The sequence below is a fragment of the Vibrio sp. NH-7 genome (assembly GCF_053643215.1).
On sequence record NZ_CM132187.1, the window covers coordinates 2353057 to 2374676 of the forward strand.

A 21620-nucleotide genomic window follows, 5' to 3' on the forward strand; every position below is an offset into this window, starting at 1 on the left:
CCTTTGAGCATTTTCTCTTCGCTTTCGAAGTTGGTGTAAATATACCCCAAAGAAATTTAATTACAAGCACAAAAGTGATAAAAGTCACAAAAAGTTCACCAATTGACTTAGATCAAACAAATATTGTAATTTAATTACAGTTATATCAATTTATTATTTTTGTTTCTTACACCTGATAAGAGTCCGGTAACATAAGCATTGCAGATAAAATCAGTATTCTGTGATAGCAGCGAAACAAATCCTCACTTCTTTCTCTACACCCGCATCTCGGAGAGTGCTATTCTGTGCGTCTACTTAATAGGTCACATCTAGATTAATCATCTGAAATTTGAAATGTTGAAGTCATAAGATCTGGCATTATTCTTTATAAGGAGTCATCCGTGTCTGAATTCCATTCTGAAATCAGCAACTTATCACCTGCTCCACTATGGCAGTTTTTCGATAAGATCTGTTCCATCCCTCACCCTTCTAAACATGAAGAAGCGCTTGCCCAATACATTGTCAATTGGGCGACAGAGCAAGGTCTAGACGTTCGTCGTGATCCAACAGGCAACGTGTTCATTAAAAAACCAGCAACACCGGGCATGGAAAACAAGAAAGGCGTCGTTCTGCAAGCGCACATCGATATGGTGCCGCAGAAGAATGAAGACACCGATCATGACTTCACTAAAGATCCAATCCAACCGTATATCGATGGCGAATGGGTAACAGCGAAAGGGACGACTCTGGGTGCTGACAATGGCATGGGCATGGCATCGTGTCTCGCAGTACTTGCCTCTACAGATATTAAGCACGGTCCAATCGAGGTTCTGCTGACGGTTGATGAAGAAGCAGGCATGACAGGCGCGTTTGGTCTTGAGGCAGGTTGGTTGGAAGGTGAGATCCTTTTGAACACTGACTCAGAGCAAGAAGGCGAAGTCTACATGGGTTGTGCGGGTGGTATCGACGGTGAAATGACTTTCGATATCAAGCGTGAAGCAATCCCAGCAGGTTACGTGACTCGTCAACTAGTGCTAAAAGGCCTAAAAGGTGGTCACTCTGGCTGTGATATTCATACAGGTCGTGGTAACGCAAATAAATTGGTTGCACGTTTCCTTGCAGGTCACGCCCAAGAGCTTGATCTTCGTCTAGTGGAGTTCCGTGGTGGTAGCCTACGTAATGCGATTCCTCGTGAGGCTTTCGTCACTGTCGCGGTTCCTGCTGAAAACGAAGCAAAACTGGCAGAGCTATTTGAGTTCTACACCAACCTATTAAAAACTGAACTCGGTAAAGTCGAAACCGACATTGTTTCTTTTAATGAAGCCATCGACACCGATGCTCAAGTTTTAACCATCGCAGATCAGCAACGCTTCATCGCCGCTCTAAACGCATGCCCAAATGGTGTGATCCGTATGAGCGATGAAATCGAGGGCGTCGTTGAAACTTCTCTGAATGTCGGTGTAATCACCACTGAAGAAGACAAAATTCAAGTTCTCTGCCTTGTGCGTTCTCTTATTGACTCAGGTCGTCAGCAAGTGGAAGGCATGTTGACTTCAGTTGCTGAGTTAGCAGGTGCAAGTATCGAGTTCTCTGGCGCTTACCCTGGCTGGAAACCGGATGCAGATTCTGAAATCATGGCTATCTTCCGTGATATGTACGAAGGCATCTACGGCCACAAGCCAAACATCATGGTAATCCACGCAGGCCTAGAATGTGGTCTATTTAAAGAACCTTACCCGAACATGGATATGGTCTCTTTCGGTCCAACCATCAAGTTCCCTCACTCTCCAGATGAAAAAGTGAAGATTGATACCGTTGCCCTATTCTGGGAGCAAATGGTCGCTCTACTAGAAGCTATTCCAGAAAAAGCGTAAATCATTTCGCATTAGTTAAACTTATCTAAAAAGCCAGCTCAGATTAGCTGGCTTTTTTAATACCTCAGCTTTCCTTTTGATAAATTTTCTTTGTCGTCACGGTGAGTTTTTTTCGTTAGTCACACCGAATCTCGGTTGCTAAATTCCCCCTCCTTGAAGCGCCTATGGGTACATTCTTACTCTCTTCAAGCACAAGACTCGGCACAAATTCGACCGGTCATGTTGGGGATGTTCACTTCACCCGAACATCTTAAATACTCTCTAAAAATATGTTACTGCGATGAAAGAAAAACTATTAGTCGGCTGGCGAGAAACTCTTAGCCTGCCAGGTTTAGGTATTAATGAAATTAACGCAAAAATTGATACCGGAGCCAGGACGTCTTGCTTACACGCGTTCAAAGTAGAGAGCTTTAAAAAGGATGAAGCTCTATGGGTTCGCTTTTGGATCCACCCAAAACAACATGACACGGAATTCGAAACAGTCTGTGAAGCGAAAGTCATTGATGAGCGTATCGTTCGCGATTCAGGTGGCCATGAAGAAGCACGCTACGTGATCGAATCAGAACTGAGTATTGGCGGAAAAAGTTGGCCAATCGAAATTACATTAACTAATCGCGAAAATATGGCTTTTCGCATGTTGTTAGGTCGCACTGCAATGCACGAGCGCATCATTGTCGACCCTGTTGAATCGTTTTTAGTCCCTTTCGAGGAAAGCAAATAATGAAAATTGGTATTCTGTCTCGCAACGCGAACTTATACTCAACAAAGCGTTTAATTGAAGCGGCAGAAAGCCGTGGCCACGAAGTGAAAGTGATTGATGCGCTGCGTTGTTACATGAATATCAACTCAGAGAAGCCAGAAATACACTTCAAAGGTGAAGAGCTATCTGGTTTTGATGCGATTGTTCCTCGAATCGGTGCATCAGTCACCTTCTACGGTACAGCGGTACTTCGCCAATTCGAAATGATGGGCGTATACCCAGTCAATGAGTCGGTCGCCATCACTCGTTCACGTGACAAACTGCGCTCAATGCAACTATTATCACGTAAAGGCATTGGTATGCCGATCACTGGGTTCGCAAGCAAGCCTGATGACGTCAAAGACCTACTTGAAATGGTCGGTGGTGCACCCGTAGTTATTAAGCTACTTGAAGGCACTCAAGGTATCGGTGTGGTTCTCGCTGAAACTCGTAAAGCTGCAGAAAGCGTGGTTGAGGCATTCATGGGGCTAAAAGCGAACATCATGGTGCAAGAGTACATCAAGGAAGCGGGCGGCGCGGATATTCGCTGTTTCGTGATTGGTGACAAGGTGATTGCTGCGATGAAACGCCAAGGTGCAGAGGGTGAATTCCGCTCGAACCTGCACCGTGGTGGCAGTGCATCTTTAATCAAGATCACTCCTGAAGAACGCCGTACCGCCGTCGCAGCAGCGAAAATAATGGGTCTAAATGTGGCTGGGGTAGATCTACTCAGATCAGACCGTGGCCCATTGGTCATGGAAGTAAACTCATCTCCAGGTCTTGAAGGTATTGAGGCCGCAACTGGTAAAGACATTGCTGGAATGATTGTCGAATTTATTGAGAAGAATGCGGCAAGTAAAAGGACAAAAACTCGTGGCAAAGGCTAAAAAGAATAGCGCATTTGAATTTCTCGGCGAGCTTGTCTCGCCGGGTGAACGTAAGGTCATTGAGTTAGAAGCTGCCAAGCTTTATACCCACTCACCTCTATCAATTCCTGTAGAGATCATCAACGGCCGCTTAGCGGGTCCAGTTCTGATGGTGAATGCCGCGATCCATGGTGACGAACTGAACGGTGTCGAAATCGTAAGACAGCTCATCAACACCATCGACGCAAGCAAGCTAAAAGGGACGGTTATCGCCGTTCCTATTGTTAACGTATTTGGCTTTATCCATAAATCGCGTTATCTACCAGATAGACGTGATTTAAACCGCTGCTTCCCTGGCAGTGAGAAAGGATCGCTTGCATCACGCATGGCGCATACTTTCTTCTCTCAAGTAGCGAAGCGCTGTGATTACATTCTGGATTTACATACTGGTGCGATCCATCGTACAAACTTGCCTCAGATCCGTGCTGATCTGAGTAACCCAGAAACCCTAAGAATTGCTCAGGCGTTTGCGACGCCAGTTATCGTCGATGCTCCACTTCGAGACGGTTCTCTGCGCAGCGAAGCTGAACGCCTGGGCATTCCTGTACTGACATACGAAGCGGGCGAAGCACTGCGCTTTGAGCCAATCTGTATCAGTGCAGGTTTCATCGGTGTACAGCGCGTGATGCAAGCCATTGGTATGCTACGCTCAAGCCGTAAAAAGCTGCCACCTCATGTGATTGCAAAATCCACCAGCTGGTTGCGTGCGGAAAGCGATGGTATCTTGCGTACTGTCGTCACACTGGGTGAGAAGGTAGAGAAGGGCCAAGTATTGGCGTACATCAGCGCACCTCTTGGTCACAGTGAAATTGAACTCACGGCTCGCAAAGGCGGCATTGTTATCGGTCAACAGACACTACCTTTGGTAAACGAAGGCGATGCTATCTTCCACTTAGCTTACTTTGAGCAAGATGACGAAGAAGTCGAACAGGTCGTAGAAGAGTTTATTGAAGAAGTGACGGACCTTGATGTTGATCCTTTGACGACGGGTCAAATCAACACTCCAGCTCAGTAGACTGAACCGCTAAAAACAAAGAGCCCGCATAGTGATATGCGGGCTCTTTGTTTTTTGTGTTGATGAGGTTTAGGCAATTAACCAAATGATGCCCAAATAACAGTCGCGACAAGGATCGGGCAGACAAACTTCACGTAAGCTGGCCATAGCTTACCAAACCACCCCTGAGTAAACTCCGGGCACCCTTGCTCTAGCTCTTTAATCTTAGAATGGCGATTCCATACCCAGCCACCAAATAAGCAGAATAGTAAAGCTGCTGCTGGCTGCAGATATTGAGTAGCAACCATCGCCACCAATCCAAATAGCTCCCCAAAGTTGTACACGATGATGACACTCAACAGCGCAATCAAGCCACCAAGTACCCAACTCGTTGACGTACGTTTTGTATTGAAACGCTCGCTGACCAGAGCAACCGGACACTCCAGCATCGAAATAGATGACGTCAAGGCGGCAATGGTTAGTAGCAAGAAGAACACAATGGCAAACAGCTGACCAAGCAAGCCTAAACTGTCAAACATCAGTGGCAGCACTGTGAACACTAAGGTATCAGAACTGAGTAGCGAACCATCTTCAGCATAAATCTGTACGCCCTTTTGCATCGCAACAAACATGGCAGGCATAACCACCAATCCAGCAATAAACGCAACTGCAGTATCCACGAGCGTAACGTTCATCGCCATCTTCGGTAAGTTCTCTTTCTTACTCAGATAAGAGCCATAAATCAGCATCGAGCAGCCGCCAATCGTCAGCGAGAAGAACCCTTGTCCCATCGCCGCTAAGATTAACTTGCGGTCCATTACTTTCTCAAAGTCTGGGATCAAGTAGTGCTTTAACCCTTCCATCGCACCGCTTTGCGTCATGATGTAGATAAAAAGCAGACCAAACAGCACAAACAGCGCAGGCATCAGGCGAGTCGACCATTTCTCTATGCCCTGCTTTACCCCGCCTTGAACAATTAAAATCGTCAGAACGTAAAAAGTGATGGTACCGAAAAGGTTACGTTCAACACTGAAGCCTTTAAACCAAGCCGTCGCCGCTTCCATGCCCAACACATCCGTGATTGCGCCTAACAGGAAGCAAATCAACCAACCACCAACGATACTGTAAAACGCCAGTACCGCACTTGGGACACTTAAACCAATCCAGCCTACCGCTGCCCCAACACGCTTACCAATAGGGTTAGAGGTCAACGAACGCATGCTATCAACAGGGTTAGCTTGCCCGTGGCGACCAATCGCCATCTCGACCACCAACATAGGGAAGGCAACAACAAGAATCATCACCAAATAAACAAGTAAGAACGCACCACCGCCATTACTCGCTGCTTGAGTTGGAAATCCCCAAATGTTACCTAGGCCAACCGCAGCACCTGCCGCAGCCAGAATAAAACCAAGACGCGAACCAAAATGTTCACGAGATTGAGAGGTATCTACTTGTGCCATACAACTTCACTTGCATCATTGAACTAGTTGGCTAGTACAATAAAAGAAAAATCTACAATCAGCAATAATATTGGAACTTAATTAAAGTCGATGGAATAAAAAACAGTCAGTTTTATCTGTAAACAAAATATGACACAGAACTTAACGCTCAGAGGAATGGATCACTACTTGATTACGTCCAGCATCTTTTGCTTCATAGAGCGCGCGATCCGCCACCAGAAACAGATCTTGTAAGTCACCTAAGGGCTGTAAACCGCAGTCGGCCACGCCAATGGAAGCCGTCAGGTGGGCGGCAATCGGCGAATAGTGGTGACGAATCTTCAGTGTTTCTACTGCAGCTCTGAGCCACTCAGCTTCTTGCCGGTTATTGAGCGGAGAGTCATTGCTCAACACCACACAAAACTCTTCGCCACCAAAACGAGCAACAAACTTCGAGCTTTCGGTCGGTGCCTCTTTGAGTGCAGTGGCGACTTGCTGAAGAACATTGTCACCTTCAACGTGTCCATAGTGATCATTGAACGGTTTAAAGTAATCAATATCGATGAGAAGCAAGCTAGTGTGCTTCGGCTGTTTTTCGACTAACGTTTGCCAATGCTGCTGGAGACTGCGCCGATTGCCGACTTTGGTTAACGCGTCATGATGAGCGATCCATTCAAGTTCTTGCTGCTTGCTTTCGAGCTGGCTTATAACTTCATTGACTCGGTAGACAAAATCACGCATTTCATAAGAAATAAACGTATCTTGTTGCGTCAGTTGCGAGGACTCGCCACTCATCAATTGGTCCAACGCGCTACGAGCCCGTTTGATTGGACGAACCATGATGTGCACCACACTCAAGTTAAACGCGAACATAAACACGGAAAAAGCCAACACGGCCGAAAGCTCTCCCCAGGTGATAAAAGGGGGCAATTTTACTGAGTGATGAATTTCAAGAAACACCGTCTCATCATTTCTATAATCATTCTTCTCAATGATGGAGATGTTATCCTGAGCATGATCCAAAATTGTGTCGTCATCTCGCTTAGTTTTAATATGAACTTGAAGCCCTGTGGCTTGTTGCAATGTACGACTGAAAGTCTCTCCCACAGGTTTGAGTATCATCATGTAGCCTTTGTCGCAGTCGATACCATCGCTATTACACACTCGCGAGGTTGCTAACAAATGTGGCTGTTCGTTAAGAACGAGAAATCGAACAAACGGCGTAATTCTATCCGTGCGAGAGCGTAGGCTCTCTGCTAAGAGCGCACCAAATTTATAGCGAATCTCATCATAGGAAAGTTCTTGCTTGTAGATGTAATCGTACATCCTTCCCCACATCAGGCTCACATCGGCATCAAAAATAAAGACGCCGTTTATCTGCAGTGCCGAAAACGAATGTTCGTTGATGCTATCGACCAGCAAATCGTCGTTGTTACCCTCGATAAAATCGACGACTTCATCCCATGCAGCGTAATCTGAAATGCTTTTGGCTAATTCTTTTTTTTGTAGGTGAATGAGGGTCTTAACCCGACGAACTTCCTCATTTTGCCGCTCAATAGCCAGCTCAACAGCTGTATCGTAGGTCCAAAAATATCGGAACGTTAAATAGAAAAGTACAAAGGTTACCGCCATCATGACAGAGGCGATAACCGTAAGTTGTTTGATCGAGAAATTAGATATCTGCACGAGACGCTTGATACACTGCTCCTAAATGAGCGGGGATTAAATACAATCCATACGAGATTGTCTACAAAAAGAGCACCCTATCGGTGCTCTTAAAGTTTAGATGGTAAAGACCTTATAGTCTTTAAGTTGAGGTATTTTTTGATGCAGTTGCTGTTCTTGTTCGGCAATTTCACCAAGCGAATCACAAAAATCCTCGCTTTGCTGTTCAACCTGAGACTGGTGCTCAGCAATTCGATTCGCGATACGCTCTTTCAACTCTGCCATCGAGTTGGCCATTTCTGTCAAGTTGAGACCGCCTTCCGCTTTCATTTTTTCAGACATCGCCCCGAATGCACTCGTAATAAACTCTTGATTAAAAAGGGCCATCGCTTTATCTAAATCATCATTCCAAGTCTTAGCTAGCGAGTCAAAGCTCTCAGCAGGGAGAATCAGATCGCCATTTTGGTAGTAGCGAGCTTCAATGTCAGCGTAGAACTGTTTCATGGATTGTTTAACGTCATCAAACGCTTCTGGCGCATCAAAACTCTCTGCAACATCATCTACTATATCGTTCGCCAACGCTAAGCCATCTTGCGCAATTTGTTTCGCGCGCGGTAAGTACTCATTGAGGCTATCACGATAGTTGCTCACCGCCTGCTTTTGTTCCGGATTCAAGGTGATGGTTTCCCCCTGAATGATCAGGTTGTTCTGCTTATCTAGAACGGCAGCCTCTCCGCTTGCTTGATGAATCTCGAGTTTATCCCCACTCAAGTGAATTTCATTCTTGATATCGACTTGGCATTGAGCCGCATAAACGTGGCTAGATAAAAGCAATGGAAGCGTCAGTAATACCTTTTTCATACTCTTCTCACTATGTTGATTCAGCGTTACCATAGCAAAACTCAATACCTATTGTGTCAGCTTATGGTTTCTATTTCGTAACTAAACGTCGTGGACGACACTTGGTATTCCAACTCATCGCCCACAGACTTCCCCTTCAACGCCAGCCCAAGTGGAGATTGAAAAGTCACCAACAGCACTTCAGTACCATCAAGTTCAACTTTCAAACCACCTGCACAAGGAGCGACAAAAAAATATTGAGTTCGATCGCTCATATCAACGACCGCGACCAAGCTCCCCAGCACAACGTGTTGTGGCGATTCTGGCAATTCGAGTTCTCGGAACATTCGAATTTCCCGTTCGCACTCCTGCACACGAACCGCTTGACCATGGGCTAGGTACGAGGCCTCGAGCGCCAAAGTATCATATTTATGCTCCGGTACGGTCTCTTCATCGGTTGCGGATTCCACAGCCCTTTGCATCGAACTCTGGGCGACTCGCCACTTTTGCTCAAGAGAATCGAGGATAGTCTGCCTTAGATCCAACTTATTCATACTAAAATCATGTTCCATTATCGCGATTCCTCCTAGAATAGTGTGCATTGCAACGGAAAGATACTGGCAAAGGCACTATGGAACCTTCAAACCATCAACCGGATATTCAACACACCCTGAATCGTATTTTCGGCTTCGAGTCACTCAGGTTGGGGCAACAACAAGTGATCGAGCATGTCCTAGAACGTCACTCTTCAGCCGCCATCTTTCCAACAGGGTCTGGAAAATCTCTCTGCTATCAACTGCCCGCGGTGATGTTGCCGCACTTAACCTTGGTTGTGTCTCCACTTCTTGCGTTAATGAAAGACCAACTCGAGTTTCTCAAAAGCAAGCAGATACCCGCCGCGTCCATTGATTCCAGCCAAACAAAAGAGGAATCTCGACAAGTTATGGATGGCGTAAAGCAAGGGCAAATAAAGGTGTTGATGATTTCAGTAGAACGACTTAAAAACGAGCGTTTTCGCCAATTTATCTCACAGGTTCCCATCTCATTATTAGTGGTTGATGAAGCCCACTGTATCTCTGAGTGGGGACATAACTTTCGCCCTGACTACCTTAAGCTGCCGCTATACCAGAAAGAGCTCAACATTGAGCAAGTGCTACTTTTAACCGCCACGGCAACACAGGCTGTTATTCAAGATATGCAGCAAAAGTTCTCCATCGAACCAAACCATATCGTGACCACTGGATTCTACCGCCCCAACCTCGATATTTCGGTCACACCTTGTGATGATGACCAAAAGCCCGAAACACTGGTCAAACTGCTTCAATCCAATTCCAAAGCGCCAACCATCGTTTATGTCACTCTACAAAGTGCCGCTGAACAAGTAGCAACACTACTTCGTGAGAGTGGTATCAATGCGAATGCCTATCACGCGGGTATGAGCAATGACGATCGAGAGCAGATTCAAAGCCACTTTATGAGAGGTGACATAGACTGCATTGTCGCGACGATTGCATTCGGCATGGGCGTAGACAAATCCGACATACGTCGAGTCATCCACTACGACTTACCAAAATCTATTGAAAATTATGCTCAAGAAATCGGTCGAGCAGGTAGAGATGGCAACCTCTCTCATTGCGTTTTACTCGGCAACCAAAATGGCATCAGTACGCTTGAAAACTTTATCTATGGCGATACCCCTGAACCCGATGAAATCCAGAGCGTCATTGAACAAGCGCAACAATCGGTCCCTCAGTGGGAGATCGTGCTGAGCCGTCTATCTTCTGATTGTAATATCCGCCAACTGCCGTTAAAAACCCTTCTGGTCTATTTGGAAATGGAAGGGGTGATACGTTCTAAATACAGTTATTTTGCCGATTATCGATTTAAATTCTTACTCGACAAGCAACGTATTATTGACCACTTTGATCCTGAACGTCGCCAATTCATTCAAGCGTTGTTTAATTGCTCTCCGCAAGCCAGAACTTGGTGTCAGGTAGACTTTGATACGCTGTGGCACCAGTTTCAAGGCGACCGCGCCCGTGCTATCGCGGCGCTCGATTATTTTAATGAGAAGGGGTGGATTGAGCTTGAAAGTAAGTTAATGACTGAGGTTTACCATGTCGAAAAAGCGCCAAATATTAGCGCTGTGGTGTCAAAACTAGCAACTCTATTCCATGAAAAAGAGAGCAGCGATATTTCGCGCATTCATCACTTAATCGATTTTTTCCAATCGGAACAGTGCTTAAGCTCAAGGCTGGCACACTATTTTGGAGACCAAGCTGCCCCAACGCAGTGTGGACATTGCAGCGTTTGTCGAGGAGAGATCGCCGTATTGCCCAAATGCCCTCAACCAGACTCTAACAAGCACTTAATTGACGGTTGGCTTACTCAGTTGGAAGAGAAAACAAGGAGACCGCTCACGTCACAGCTGAAAACGAAATTTCTATGTGGGATTGCCACTCCATTTTTTACCAAGATTAGAGCGCGTACGCTTCCTGGATATGGGCAATATGAGAGCACCCCATTTAAAGAGGTTAAACAGTGGGTTGAACAAACTCGGTAAACCAACTAGAAGAAACTTAATTGCTTAGTTTGAAGTTCTGGCTTGAGCATGACACTCAAGCCTAACAATCGAATTTCTCGACCATTTTGGCGCTTGAGGATATCTCGTAGGAGTTGCTTAAAATGGTCGAGATCGAGCTCTGAATGAATGTGTTCAATCGTGGTTGGTTGGTATTCCCAATAGCACATAATTGTCAACACTATCATAACTTATTGTTTAAATTGATAAATGAAAAAAATAAGTAGTCAATTATACATTGACAGTTGTCAATTTATTCATATTATGTATTTATATACAGTAGTTATAGGTAATACATGAATACCACAATTCTCAACTCGTTATCAAAGTTACAAACTATTCGCTCTAGTGAGTACTTCCAGTATCTGATCCCCTTTGTAGAAGCCAATATATTTGAGGATCATCGCAACCAAATATTGAATATTTATGCTGCATATCTTCTAGTAACGGAGTCCGAACCTAAAAACTTTTCTAGTTTGCGCATATTAAATGACAGTCAATCATTTAATCAGCACATTCAAACTTTCGTGGGCTTCATCTACGCAGAAGCAGATGCATCTCTAGTAACCTCTTATCGCAGGGCAATGTATGCCAATAAAATATTTAGTCATATGGCTCTATCTTTAGATCTTAGTTTCCAAAAAATCGACTTAAGAACGAAAAAAATCACAGATGATGCCCAACATTGCATTGATTTATATCGTCACCTTTCTCTCGATAATGACAAATTGAATTATCTCAATGGCTGGGCAATAAAATCAAAAGAGGGAAAGGATCTTCAGGTCAATCTCGATCCCATTTATTGTAGATATGGTGACGATTTTACTAAAAAAATTCACATTGCATTAAAGAACTTTGGGTTAACTACAATATTAACTACATTAAAGACTAAAATGTCTTTCCTTTGTTCCTGTGTCTTGAATGGATTTACCCTGCATAGAGCCCAGACACTTGAAGAACTAAAAGTCAAATTATCAGCTAAAAATGTACAAAAATACTTCGCTGAAATAATGGATATCCAGTTCGCCAAGGTAAAAATTCAAGGTAATGATGAAAAAACGTTCTATTCAAAGTGGCTGGAGGCTGTTAACACTTATTCTCAATGTTTTATACAAACAGGGATTTTTGATGCCCCATTAAAGCCGTTCTTAACTCCGACATGGAAAGAGCCTGTCAATGACGACTTATCATTCAGTATTGGCGGTAACGCAACAGCGAAAGAATCTCAACGTTGGTTTGAAGACATTGACCTGCATATTAAAGATGAAGAAGCAGTTAAGACCGTTCACTTACGGCTAAATCAAGACTTAAACCACATAAAAACCGTATGCACTCATATTTTTGAACAAACAAAAGCCATTCACGCTCGTAATGCAAGTTATGTTCAAAATGGTGATATTAAACCCTTAAAAAATCCATCACGTAATTCTCAATACCCTATTGGCCCAAAAAACCTTGAAAACACCATTGCTACTTTTTACCATCATGGTATTGGAGCGGAACATTCTAATTATGCAGGTTTTTTAGGATTCGATTGTCTAGCACCAACACTTGCTAAAGAATTAGCTCTTCCTACTAGGACGACAATGAATGCTATCTTGTCACTACTAATATTGTCCCACCCTAAAATTACTCCAAGTTGGCTTCAAGAGTGGGAATTATTTGATAAAAAAGGCCGTCAAGTTGGTTTTAAGCAAGTTGGCAATCAGTGGATAGCGGTATCACTCAAAAAGCGAAGAGGTGTAACACTTGCTCAACAAGAGTTGATTCTCAATGAAGAAACGAAGGCTATAGTAGACTTTTTAATTGAGCACACAACTATAGCCAGAGCACGCCTGAAGTCACTTGGCGATAAAAACTGGCGAAAGATGATCATTATTGCCACACATAATAAAGCAATCGTGTACTCAAATTTAAACAACTCGTTAAGTATAGACTCGGGATTTTACCAAGAATTAAAGAACAACGACTATTTACCAAAAAACAGTGCACTTATTAATCAGGATGATATCAATGTTATCTCTGATATATTCTCACTTCGTTCACTACGTCGGCACAGAGGGTTACAAATCTATCTGGAAACGAAATCCATGAGTGCTGTCGCCAGAGCCTTAGGGCATAAAGAACTTAATTTAAAGTTGTTAGAAGGCAGCTATCTTCCCAAGCCCCTTATGGACTTTTTTGTTGATCGAGTTATACGGCAATTTCAGAATGCTATTTTATCAGAGGCAATGAAGGACTCTCCATATCTTTTGGATGCCATTGATATCTCAGAAAAAAATATAGCTGAATTCCTTGAGAATCACGGTATTTGTGACATTCCATTTCACTTAGGTCACGAAGTGAAAAATCAATCACAAGTAAAAGATGTTATTAGTGCATTTGATGGGATGGTTTTCACCATCAGTACAGCATTACTGCAACTTCTGATTACTATAAAAGCGATAATGGAGACTGTAGACACAAAAACCCAATTAAAAGAAGTTGTCGAGCATTGGTATCAATGTGCATTATTCATCCTCTTATCTCTTGAAACCGACATGTACAAGGAAGAAGAAGACTACAAACAGATGTTAGAAGACGCTAAAGCTAATCCAATTGATAGCAGTATAATCATGAGGGCGTTAACATGCTAAAGTCTCATCTAAAACTGATTGAAGATATCAAATCAGAAGAACGTTCATTAAGCTCCCTTTCAAAAAAAGAATTTGAAAGCGTTTACGAAGCATCTCTAGCTAGTAATGATTTCACAGTGTTTAGAATGATCACAAACCACAATACCGGCATCTATGACTACGATGACCGCGTACCTTCATGGCTAGATTCAGAATTCGAAGCGCCGATTTGGAAATTAACCCTCTTAGACACTCCAAAATTCATTCGATGGAATACTGTTATTCTTGATGATGGAGAAAAACTCACAGCTCCCAAACACGCCAAGCTTCTCAACGCCTTTAAGTATTGGATAACTGCCACAGCTAACCCATTGGAAAACAGCGGTAAAGTCGAGTTGGCTTCCAAAACAATATTAACAAAAGTTTACTATGTTATCAGATTAATCAATGCTATTTTGCTGAATGCGAAAGAACTTCTATTAGCAAAATATCAACTATCGTTTGTGGATACAAATTTTTGGCTGACTATTTTCACTCAAATGGCTACTTATGGTGCAACAGAAGGAGTTTATAGATTTGAAGAAAGAATCAAAAAACTAGTCGACAATGGCACAAAAACAATCAGCGACGAAGAATGCGAAAAATTCGTTGCACAATACCCTTACCTAAATTCCACGCTGGCATCCGAAGATATTTATATCAACCCCAATAATAGGCAAAAAGCAAGTGCATGGTTATTTAAGCAAGGGTATTACCGCACTTATCAAAACATACCCAAGTATAATGGCAATGGAGCAGTATTAGGTAGCCTTGTTTTAGGTGGAAAATGTTTATCTGATGACATCAGAATATCTAACTTTGTTGAATTCCATCTAAAACCACAAAGTATAACAACCGAATATAAACCCATTAACAATAAAGACAATAGTCGTGGTATGAATTCTTCTAGTTTAAGACAGTATATTTCAGTTCTTAAACTGATACATACTAACCTAGACCGTCAAGATGCCTGCACCCCGAATATTATTCCAGACACGCTCACGGTTGAAACCATTAATGATATTAAAGGGGTGAGACTAAAAAAAACAAAACGCACTCGAACTTTATCTCCTTCATTTGTTTTTAATCTAATTGACCAGAGCTATACATTTACGAAAGAAAACCAAGATGAAATATTGGAACAATGCTTAACAGCCTTGATTGAAGGTAAAGGTAAATCTTCAGATTCAGATAGCAATAAACTCAAGCCTCAACGTCATCAGAAATCATACAATGAAAAGATCCATGGAGAAATGTCTTCATCTGAGCGTAACCATTGGTTCGATACGGATGCAATTAATTGCGTCAGCAGTGAGTGGTTAAAAAAAGGGATCAAACAAGTTAATGCTTTTGAACTCAATACTCCTAACCGCCATCAACGTATTAGAAACAATGAGAGCCTTTTTGATTTGTTCTGCGTATTACAAGGCTCTATTCAATTTTTGGTTGGTGCAATTATGGCTAGACGACAAGATGAATTGATTGATCTCAAACCATATGGAAACTTGGTACCCAACAAAAATCCTTTTACTAGTGGTGAAAAGGAATGCATTGTTGAAAAAGGGGAAGATGGATTAATCGCCCCCAAGTACAGCTTACAATTCAAATTAAAAAAATCAGGTAATAAAGGGGAAAATCAAACCATTACTCGCCCTATTCCTACCTCTATTGCAAAATTTATTTGGAAACTGGAAGAATTTAATAGAAAGGCTGAAGATTCTGGACTAAACAAAGGTAAGCTATCACTTTTTAACTACCTACAGTCCAAATCTTGTTCTCTCTCCAAAGTAATCCCAATAAGCTTCGATGGACACTATAATGCCCTTTGTGATTACCTAGAAACGGATTTAGTGTTAATGGACAATGGCGAATACCGCCGGAATTACATCCGTCAACACCAACTCAGGCGCTTCTTCGCACTGGTTTTCTTTTGGTCAAAGAAAAAAGAAAGCCTGGATGCACTTCGTTGGATGTTGGGCCACACAGATATGGAACACCTCTACCACTATATTTCAGAGTCAGAAACCGGTGAGGTACTAAATGGTGCAAAAGCCAGTGTTCTCGCTAGTAGCGTTATCGACAAAACAGCTAATGAGCTCGATACCGAACAACTCAGAACACTTCGTAAACTCCTCGCTACCCGTTTAACTGGTAATGAAAACGCTGAAGTGATGATCAACTCTCTCAGCAATACAGCTGATGACTTTTACGAAGATGATTACGAGACCGTTCCTCACATTAGTCAAATTGAAAAACAGCAAGTAATAGAAAATGAAATTCTCCAATTACTAGATGATGAAACTATCTCTCTTGAGCCTGAATTTTTTAGTGTGACAAATTCAGAGGGAAGTACAGAAAAAACATTCAATTTAGTACTGACATTCAATGAGAAAAATTAAGGCGGACCACAATGGAAGCTAAAGAAATCAATCAATTAAAAGTGCTAAACACCGCAGAGTTTTTAAAAAAAGTTATTACCGAACCAGATAATTTCAAGGGTAATAACGTGCTTATTAAAGCACTCAACTCTCAAGGCGGCATAGCTAAATATGAAAATGAGGAAGAAGAAATTACCTCATGCTCTTTAAATACCCTCAAAACTACATCTGAAGCACTTTTAGAGCGAGGCTTCCTTGAACTCAATGAATTACGTTTAAATGCAAAATCTGCGATTGAGGGAGCGATTGAAGGCAATAAGGCCAACAAACAAACCAAAACGGGGCTAAAAAACACAGTAAATAAGTTAAAGGATGAATTAGATATTACTACCCGTAGTAATTTCTTACTTACAACTATAATCAGCGATCTTCGATCTAAACTTAAACAACTCGCAGAAGATGATGGTTCTGTAGAAGACAGAAAAGAACTTTATCGTAGATTCAACAAAGAAGTACAGACGAAACTAGATTACACGCTTGATGGGGAGCTTTAACATGCCCTATCGTAAGTTAAAAGACTTTGAATTCTGGAGCTATGTTAGTCCTCTCGATAATAAATTGGTTTTAAATAAACCCAAAGATATACAATTTTTTACATGGAGTAACCACGTTCCATGCTATGAAGCAAATATGTATGTTCACAAGCGACTATTAGACAACGTTGCAAATTCGACATTGAAACAAGAAGCAGGGTTAATCATCCACCTTATTCGTTTTGTCGAGAATCAACCATCAATTAGCTCATTTAGCCAACTTACCGATGCTTTGTTTAGGCTTTTTGTTCAGAATTTACAGACCCAAAGAGAACCACTAGGCGAGCTAAAGAGATCTAATAATCGAGTCATTGATATTGCTGAAAGATGCCTGGACTTCCTCAAATTTGTACAGGAGTTCCATGATCTGACTAACTTTATCGGAAGTGATAAAGCCAACGCTATACAAACGGTAGAAAAACCATACAAAATAAAAATTGAAGGACAAAAGGGATATAAAGAAGGTATCAAAACTTCTCATCCTTGCATACCGTCCAAGGATGCTATCAAGTCAAGGCATCCAGTGTCCTCTGATGATGCTTTAAAACTATGGGAATACCTTATGTCTCAACCAGTAGGAAGGGACAAACGTACTCGGGATAAAGCGATGTACGTAACAATGGAACAGCTCGGTGCCAGAATTACAGAGTTTCACATGATCACACTCTCTGATTATGAAGAAGCCAAGAGAACAGGCAACATTAAGGTACATACATTAAAACGAAGGGATGATAAAACGACTCGCTATATTCCCGTGCCAAAAATCGTCCTGGATTACATTTCTCAGTATGTCAAAGTTAGAAAAAGAGTGATGAAAAAGAAAAAAGTAAAGCATGACATGCTTTTCATTAACTTAAACAATGGGCTATCACTTTCTGCAGATAGTTGGGGGACTTACTTAAATGAATGGAAAAGAGTGATAGGTATAGACGGTGAATTACATGCCCACCTTTGGAGACATGCATTTATTACCAACAAGTTGAAAGACATGATCCTTACTCATAATGAGATAAACAACAAGGATGATTTTCGTAAGCACTTACTTCACACAAAAGCATTCAAACAACAGCTAATGCAATGGACTGGTCACAAAATGCTAAGTTCATTGGATACCTATATCGACTTAGTATTTGAAGAGATTAACGGTTACACAGAAACGTATAATGCCGTTTCATTAAAAAACAGTGTGGCGCTTATGAAACGTCAACTTTCCGATATTAGAAGCATGTACCAAAGCAAAGAGCTAACACGCGTTGAGTACGATTTGCGTTTAGATGAAATGCTTAATAGCTTTGAGCGTGATATAGATAGATGCGTGAATACATAACTTTGATTTTACATCCCCATGCAGATGAAAAATGAGTAAACCCCAAAACACTGTATATTAAAACAGGTATGGCATATAATTTAGGTTTAACCATAAAACACCCAATTGATTTTTCAACGTCTGTAAAGCAGTTTGGGTGATTATATTTTTAATCTATTAGGTTAACCGTTTTGGTGCAGAAAATCATCCACATAGATCTTGACTGTTACTACGCAGCCGTTGAAGCGAGAGACAACCCCGAACTACGAGGAATTCCTATCGCAATTGGTGGTTCTCAGTATGGACGTGGGGTTCTTTCAACATGCAACTATGAAGCTCGGCAATTTGGTCTGCATTCTGCCATGCCTACAGCCAAAGCTCTAAAACTATGCCCCCAGTTAACTGTTGTACCCGGCAACATGGATAAATACAAAGCAGTTTCAAAACAGATCCATGAGATTTTTTCGAGATACACTGATCTTATCGAGCCACTTTCATTAGATGAAGCCTACCTTGATGTCACAGACTCCCCGCTTTTTCATGGGTCCGCTACTTTGATTGCTGAAGATATCAGAAAAGCTATCTGGAGTGAGTTAAATCTGACCGCAAGCGCAGGAGTCGCTCCGTTGAAGTTTGTTGCTAAAGTGGCATCAGATGTTAATAAACCCAACGGTATCTGCGTTATTCCGCCGCATCAAGTAGACAGCTTTATTGAACAACTTGAATTAGGGAAAATATCAGGTGTAGGCAAGGTAACTTTAGATAAATTACATAAGCTTGATCTTTATAATGGTAAAGACATCAAAGAATGTGACCATCATGTTCTTTTAAATAATTTTGGTAAATTCGGCCAAGTCTTGTGGGAAAGGTGCCATGGCATCGATAACCGTAAAGTTGAAACAAGCCGGATTCGGAAGTCCGTCGGTGTAGAAAGAACTTTTCAAACTGACATTTATTCGGAACAAGAATGCATCGAAGCGATTGATATGCTTTATCCAAAGCTCGTTGAAAGGCTACAAAAAGCCTCACATGATAACGACATCATCAAGCAAGGGTTAAAGCTAAAGTTTCAGGACTTCAAGCAAACCACTGTCGAACACAAAAAATTGCAGTTAAATAAAGATTTCTTCTTAGAATTATTGAAAGAAGGGTTAGGAAGGCAACAAAATCGAGGCATCAGGTTGATCGGTATCTCTGTTAGTCTGAACACAGAGAAGGACAGTGACCAAATGACTTTGTTCTAGCGAGAACTCATTTTCACATTTACTTATATTTCATAATGTTAATCTTCGAACTCATCTCCTTTTTGAAGACTATGAATAAAATTAAGCACTTGGTTTCTTTGCTCTATAGATAGTTTTGAAATCTCAGTTGCTAACTCTGCTGATTCAGCATCTTCGCAGAAGAAATAGTTCAAAGGTACCCCTAGCTCTTTAGCCAACAGCTTTAGCGTCCGAACATCGGGAGTATGCACTCCTCTCTCATACTGATTCATGCGTGCACTTGCTACCCCTTCATCCATACCTATGCAAATCCCCAGTGATTTTTGAGAGATTTTCATTTTCTTACGGGCTTCTTTGAGGCGCTTTGGGATAGGGTTGTCTGTTGACACTTATGCTTCATACTTGTGGTACTCATTAAGACTAAGATTGTCTTAGTTTTACTTATTTATGTATACTAAGCAATACTTAGTGTTTGTGTTGTTCGAGTAGTAAATGAAACGTTCTCAAAAGATAAACGTATATGTTTATAAGTTGTTGATAGAAAAGAAGATGGATGGATTCTCAGTTGTTGAGGCTAGAGATGTCGCCCGTATGTTCCCCGAAAGCCCTAAAGATATCAATGAACTCCGCAAGATTGTTTATCGACAACTATTAAAGTGCATAGAATGTGGATGGTTGCGCTGTGAAGGTTCTGGTAGAGAAAAACGTTACTTCAAAACGGACGAGTTTAAATCGCTCTCTTTTGAACCTCGTAAACCTAAATCACGTGTAAAAAAGATCATCCCTAAAGTATCAGTTGCGAATAAAGGCAATAGCGATTACTCAGAACTATTGATTGAGCGCAATCGGTTAAAGGGAGAGCTGGAAGTTACTTTTGGTGAGATAGACAAGTACAAAACGTTAAAAGAACAATATCCCGAGCAATTTCAGCTCCTTGAACGTCTGCATGTCGCCGCTAACGAAAGGGCAGCTTTATTTATGGGCAATATTAACGCTATTACGAATATGCTGAATTCGTTGTCACACGAGAGAGCGTAGTATGTTAAGAAAATGGCAAGCAGAATGCGTCACTCACGCAATGGAAAAGTACAAATCCGGTTTTAATCATTTTTTCTGTCAGGCGACACCTGGAGCCGGAAAAAGCATCATGGCAGCTACACTGGCTAACACACTACTTAATAAAGGTATGATTGACCTCATTCTTTGTTTTTCACCTTCTGTTTCTGTAGCAGGTAGCATGAGAACTACGTTTTCGATAACCATCAATTGTCCATTCAACGGAAGTCTAGGCTCAATTGGTCAGTCACTTACTTATCAGTCCATTCAGTACTTAGGAGACGACTTTTGGCGAACCATTGAAAAATATCGGTTGCTTATTGTATTTGATGAAATACATCACTGTTCTGGTGATGAACCAGAAAGAGCGAACATTTGGGGACAGCAGATATTAGCCCGTATACAAGGTGTTGCCACCTATACTTTAGCTTTGTCGGGTACTCCTTGGCGCTCAGATAAATTTCCGATCGTCTTGGCTGAATATAGTGATCCGGAAGGCAAGCTATTTTGTGATTATCAGTATGGTTTAGCCCAAGCTATAGCGGACAATGTCTGCCGTAAGCCTAAAATAGTTTTGGTTGATAATGAACACTTAACGATTTCAGAAGGTTCCGAGAAGAGATCATTTGCTTCTATTCTTGAGCTCCTTAAGCAATCGAAAACATCTTATCAGGATGTGATTCATAATACTCAAGCGATGGAGTATATCCTCGGCTTGGGATGTCAGAAACTCAGTGAAATCCGCAAAGAATCTTTTAATGCCGGTGGTCTCGTTGTTGCCTCGTCAGTGAAGCATGCCAAACAAGTACAAAAAATATTGGTTGAAAAATTTGCTCAGTCGACAACATTAGTGACCTACCATCATGACGATCCTCAATCTGAAATTAAGGCTTATCAAACAGGAACGACGCAATGGATTGTGAGTGTCGGCATGATAAGCGAAGGTACCGATATTCCCCGTTTACAGGTGTGTTGTCATATCAGCTCCGTAAAAACAGAGCTTTACTTTAGACAAGTACTTGGCCGGATATTACGAGTCAACGACAGCTCAAATCAACAAGCCTGGCTTTATACGTTTGCCGAGCAAAATTTAATTGACTACGCGGAACGTATAGAACATGACATTCCTGAAACCTGTCTCTTTGCCAAAATCGGTAAAGAAGAGTTCGTCCCAGATCTGCAAGCAACTAATCAAAACGGTGAAGCCGAATCTGCGTCAAAAAAAGCCATCAAAGGATATAGCCAGTTAGATTGGGGAATTCAATCTAAACATTCCTCATCTGGTCGGGGTTCTGAGGATATTTTCGATGAAATCTGGTTAGGACGATTTCGTGAACGTGTCGTTTCAGCTTTTTTATAAACGGCGATGA

General features: G+C 41.9%; 17 protein-coding genes and 1 pseudogene. 12 read left to right on the forward strand and 6 right to left on the reverse strand.

Annotated elements, in window-relative coordinates:
• Positions 1-380 precede the first annotated feature (380 nt).
• The 4 genes from ACUALS_RS10915 to ACUALS_RS10930 all read left to right on the forward strand — a co-directional run bounded on the left by ACUALS_RS10915 (position 381) and on the right by ACUALS_RS10930 (position 4533).
• On the forward strand, positions 381-1853 hold the full coding sequence (locus tag ACUALS_RS10915) for an aminoacyl-histidine dipeptidase (protein WP_039483454.1): 1473 nt from the start codon (positions 381-383) through the stop codon (positions 1851-1853).
• Between the two features lie 280 nt (positions 1854-2133).
• Positions 2134-2574: an ATP-dependent zinc protease family protein gene (locus ACUALS_RS10920; RefSeq protein WP_005473502.1), complete on the forward strand. Its 441-nt coding sequence runs from the start codon at positions 2134-2136 to the stop codon at positions 2572-2574.
• Entirely contained in the window at positions 2574-3479 is a 906-nt protein-coding gene (gene rimK, locus ACUALS_RS10925) for a 30S ribosomal protein S6--L-glutamate ligase (RefSeq protein WP_005473485.1), read from the forward strand. The genes ACUALS_RS10920 and rimK overlap by 1 nt, the downstream gene beginning before the upstream one ends.
• Positions 3439-4533 carry a succinylglutamate desuccinylase/aspartoacylase family protein gene (locus tag ACUALS_RS10930; RefSeq protein ID WP_038190743.1) on the forward strand — a complete coding sequence of 365 codons (1095 nt, stop codon included), beginning with the start codon at positions 3439-3441 and terminating at the stop codon, positions 4531-4533. Before rimK ends, ACUALS_RS10930 begins: the two co-directional genes overlap by 41 nt.
• 77 nt (positions 4534-4610) lie before the next feature.
• On the opposite strand, the gene ACUALS_RS10935 is transcribed toward ACUALS_RS10930, so the two are convergent.
• The 4 genes from ACUALS_RS10935 to ACUALS_RS10950 all read right to left on the reverse strand — a co-directional run bounded on the left by ACUALS_RS10935 (position 4611) and on the right by ACUALS_RS10950 (position 9031).
• Positions 4611-5975: a sodium-dependent transporter gene (locus ACUALS_RS10935; RefSeq protein WP_005473500.1), complete on the reverse strand. Its 1365-nt coding sequence runs from the start codon at positions 5973-5975 to the stop codon at positions 4611-4613.
• A gap of 141 nt (positions 5976-6116) precedes the next feature.
• Positions 6117-7640 carry a sensor domain-containing diguanylate cyclase gene (locus ACUALS_RS10940; RefSeq protein ID WP_454448356.1) on the reverse strand — a complete coding sequence of 508 codons (1524 nt, stop codon included), beginning with the start codon at positions 7638-7640 and terminating at the stop codon, positions 6117-6119.
• Between the two features lie 96 nt (positions 7641-7736).
• Complete coding sequence (locus tag ACUALS_RS10945) at positions 7737-8480, reverse strand: YggN family protein (protein ID WP_454448357.1); 744 nt, start codon at positions 8478-8480, stop codon at positions 7737-7739.
• 56 nt (positions 8481-8536) lie between these two features.
• Positions 8537-9031: a GreA/GreB family elongation factor gene (locus ACUALS_RS10950; RefSeq protein ID WP_231565945.1), complete on the reverse strand. Its 495-nt coding sequence runs from the start codon at positions 9029-9031 to the stop codon at positions 8537-8539.
• Between the two features lie 59 nt (positions 9032-9090).
• Here ACUALS_RS10950 and ACUALS_RS10955 point away from each other — a divergent pair, with 59 nt between their 5' ends.
• The gene (locus ACUALS_RS10955) at positions 9091-11022 is read left to right on the forward strand and encodes a RecQ family ATP-dependent DNA helicase (protein WP_454448358.1); all 1932 of its coding nucleotides are present in this window, start codon (positions 9091-9093) and stop codon (positions 11020-11022) included.
• 5 nt (positions 11023-11027) lie between these two features.
• Here the strand turns inward: ACUALS_RS10955 and ACUALS_RS10960 are convergent.
• Positions 11028-11198: pseudogene (locus ACUALS_RS10960) on the reverse strand (DNA polymerase IV); the annotation flags it as partial.
• A gap of 138 nt (positions 11199-11336) precedes the next feature.
• Here ACUALS_RS10960 and ACUALS_RS10965 point away from each other — a divergent pair.
• From ACUALS_RS10965 to dinB, 5 genes are all read left to right on the forward strand, one after another.
• A complete protein-coding gene (locus ACUALS_RS10965; protein WP_454448359.1) occupies positions 11337-13676 on the forward strand; it encodes a hypothetical protein in 2340 nt (779 codons plus the stop codon).
• On the forward strand, positions 13670-16093 hold the full coding sequence (locus tag ACUALS_RS10970) for an integrase (RefSeq protein WP_454448360.1): 2424 nt from the start codon (positions 13670-13672) through the stop codon (positions 16091-16093). Before ACUALS_RS10965 ends, ACUALS_RS10970 begins: the two co-directional genes overlap by 7 nt.
• Positions 16094-16104: 11 nt before the next feature.
• The gene (locus ACUALS_RS10975; protein WP_331402602.1) at positions 16105-16626 is read left to right on the forward strand and encodes a hypothetical protein; all 522 of its coding nucleotides are present in this window, start codon (positions 16105-16107) and stop codon (positions 16624-16626) included.
• Position 16627: 1 nt separating this feature from the next.
• On the forward strand, positions 16628-17992 hold the full coding sequence (locus ACUALS_RS10980; protein ID WP_331398979.1) for a tyrosine-type recombinase/integrase: 1365 nt from the start codon (positions 16628-16630) through the stop codon (positions 17990-17992).
• 173 nt (positions 17993-18165) lie between these two features.
• Positions 18166-19215 carry a DNA polymerase IV gene (gene dinB / locus ACUALS_RS10985; protein WP_454448361.1) on the forward strand — a complete coding sequence of 350 codons (1050 nt, stop codon included), beginning with the start codon at positions 18166-18168 and terminating at the stop codon, positions 19213-19215.
• 38 nt (positions 19216-19253) lie between these two features.
• Here the strand turns inward: dinB and ACUALS_RS10990 are convergent, their stop codons facing one another.
• Complete coding sequence (locus ACUALS_RS10990; protein ID WP_331398976.1) at positions 19254-19583, reverse strand: helix-turn-helix domain-containing protein; 330 nt, start codon at positions 19581-19583, stop codon at positions 19254-19256.
• 103 nt (positions 19584-19686) lie between these two features.
• Here ACUALS_RS10990 and ACUALS_RS10995 point away from each other — a divergent pair, with 103 nt between their 5' ends.
• A complete protein-coding gene (locus tag ACUALS_RS10995; protein ID WP_331398975.1) occupies positions 19687-20232 on the forward strand; it encodes a hypothetical protein in 546 nt (181 codons plus the stop codon).
• Position 20233: 1 nt separating this feature from the next.
• Positions 20234-21610, forward strand: coding sequence for a DEAD/DEAH box helicase (locus tag ACUALS_RS11000; protein ID WP_454448362.1), 1377 nt, complete (start codon positions 20234-20236; stop codon positions 21608-21610).
• Positions 21611-21620: the final 10 nt, after the last annotated feature.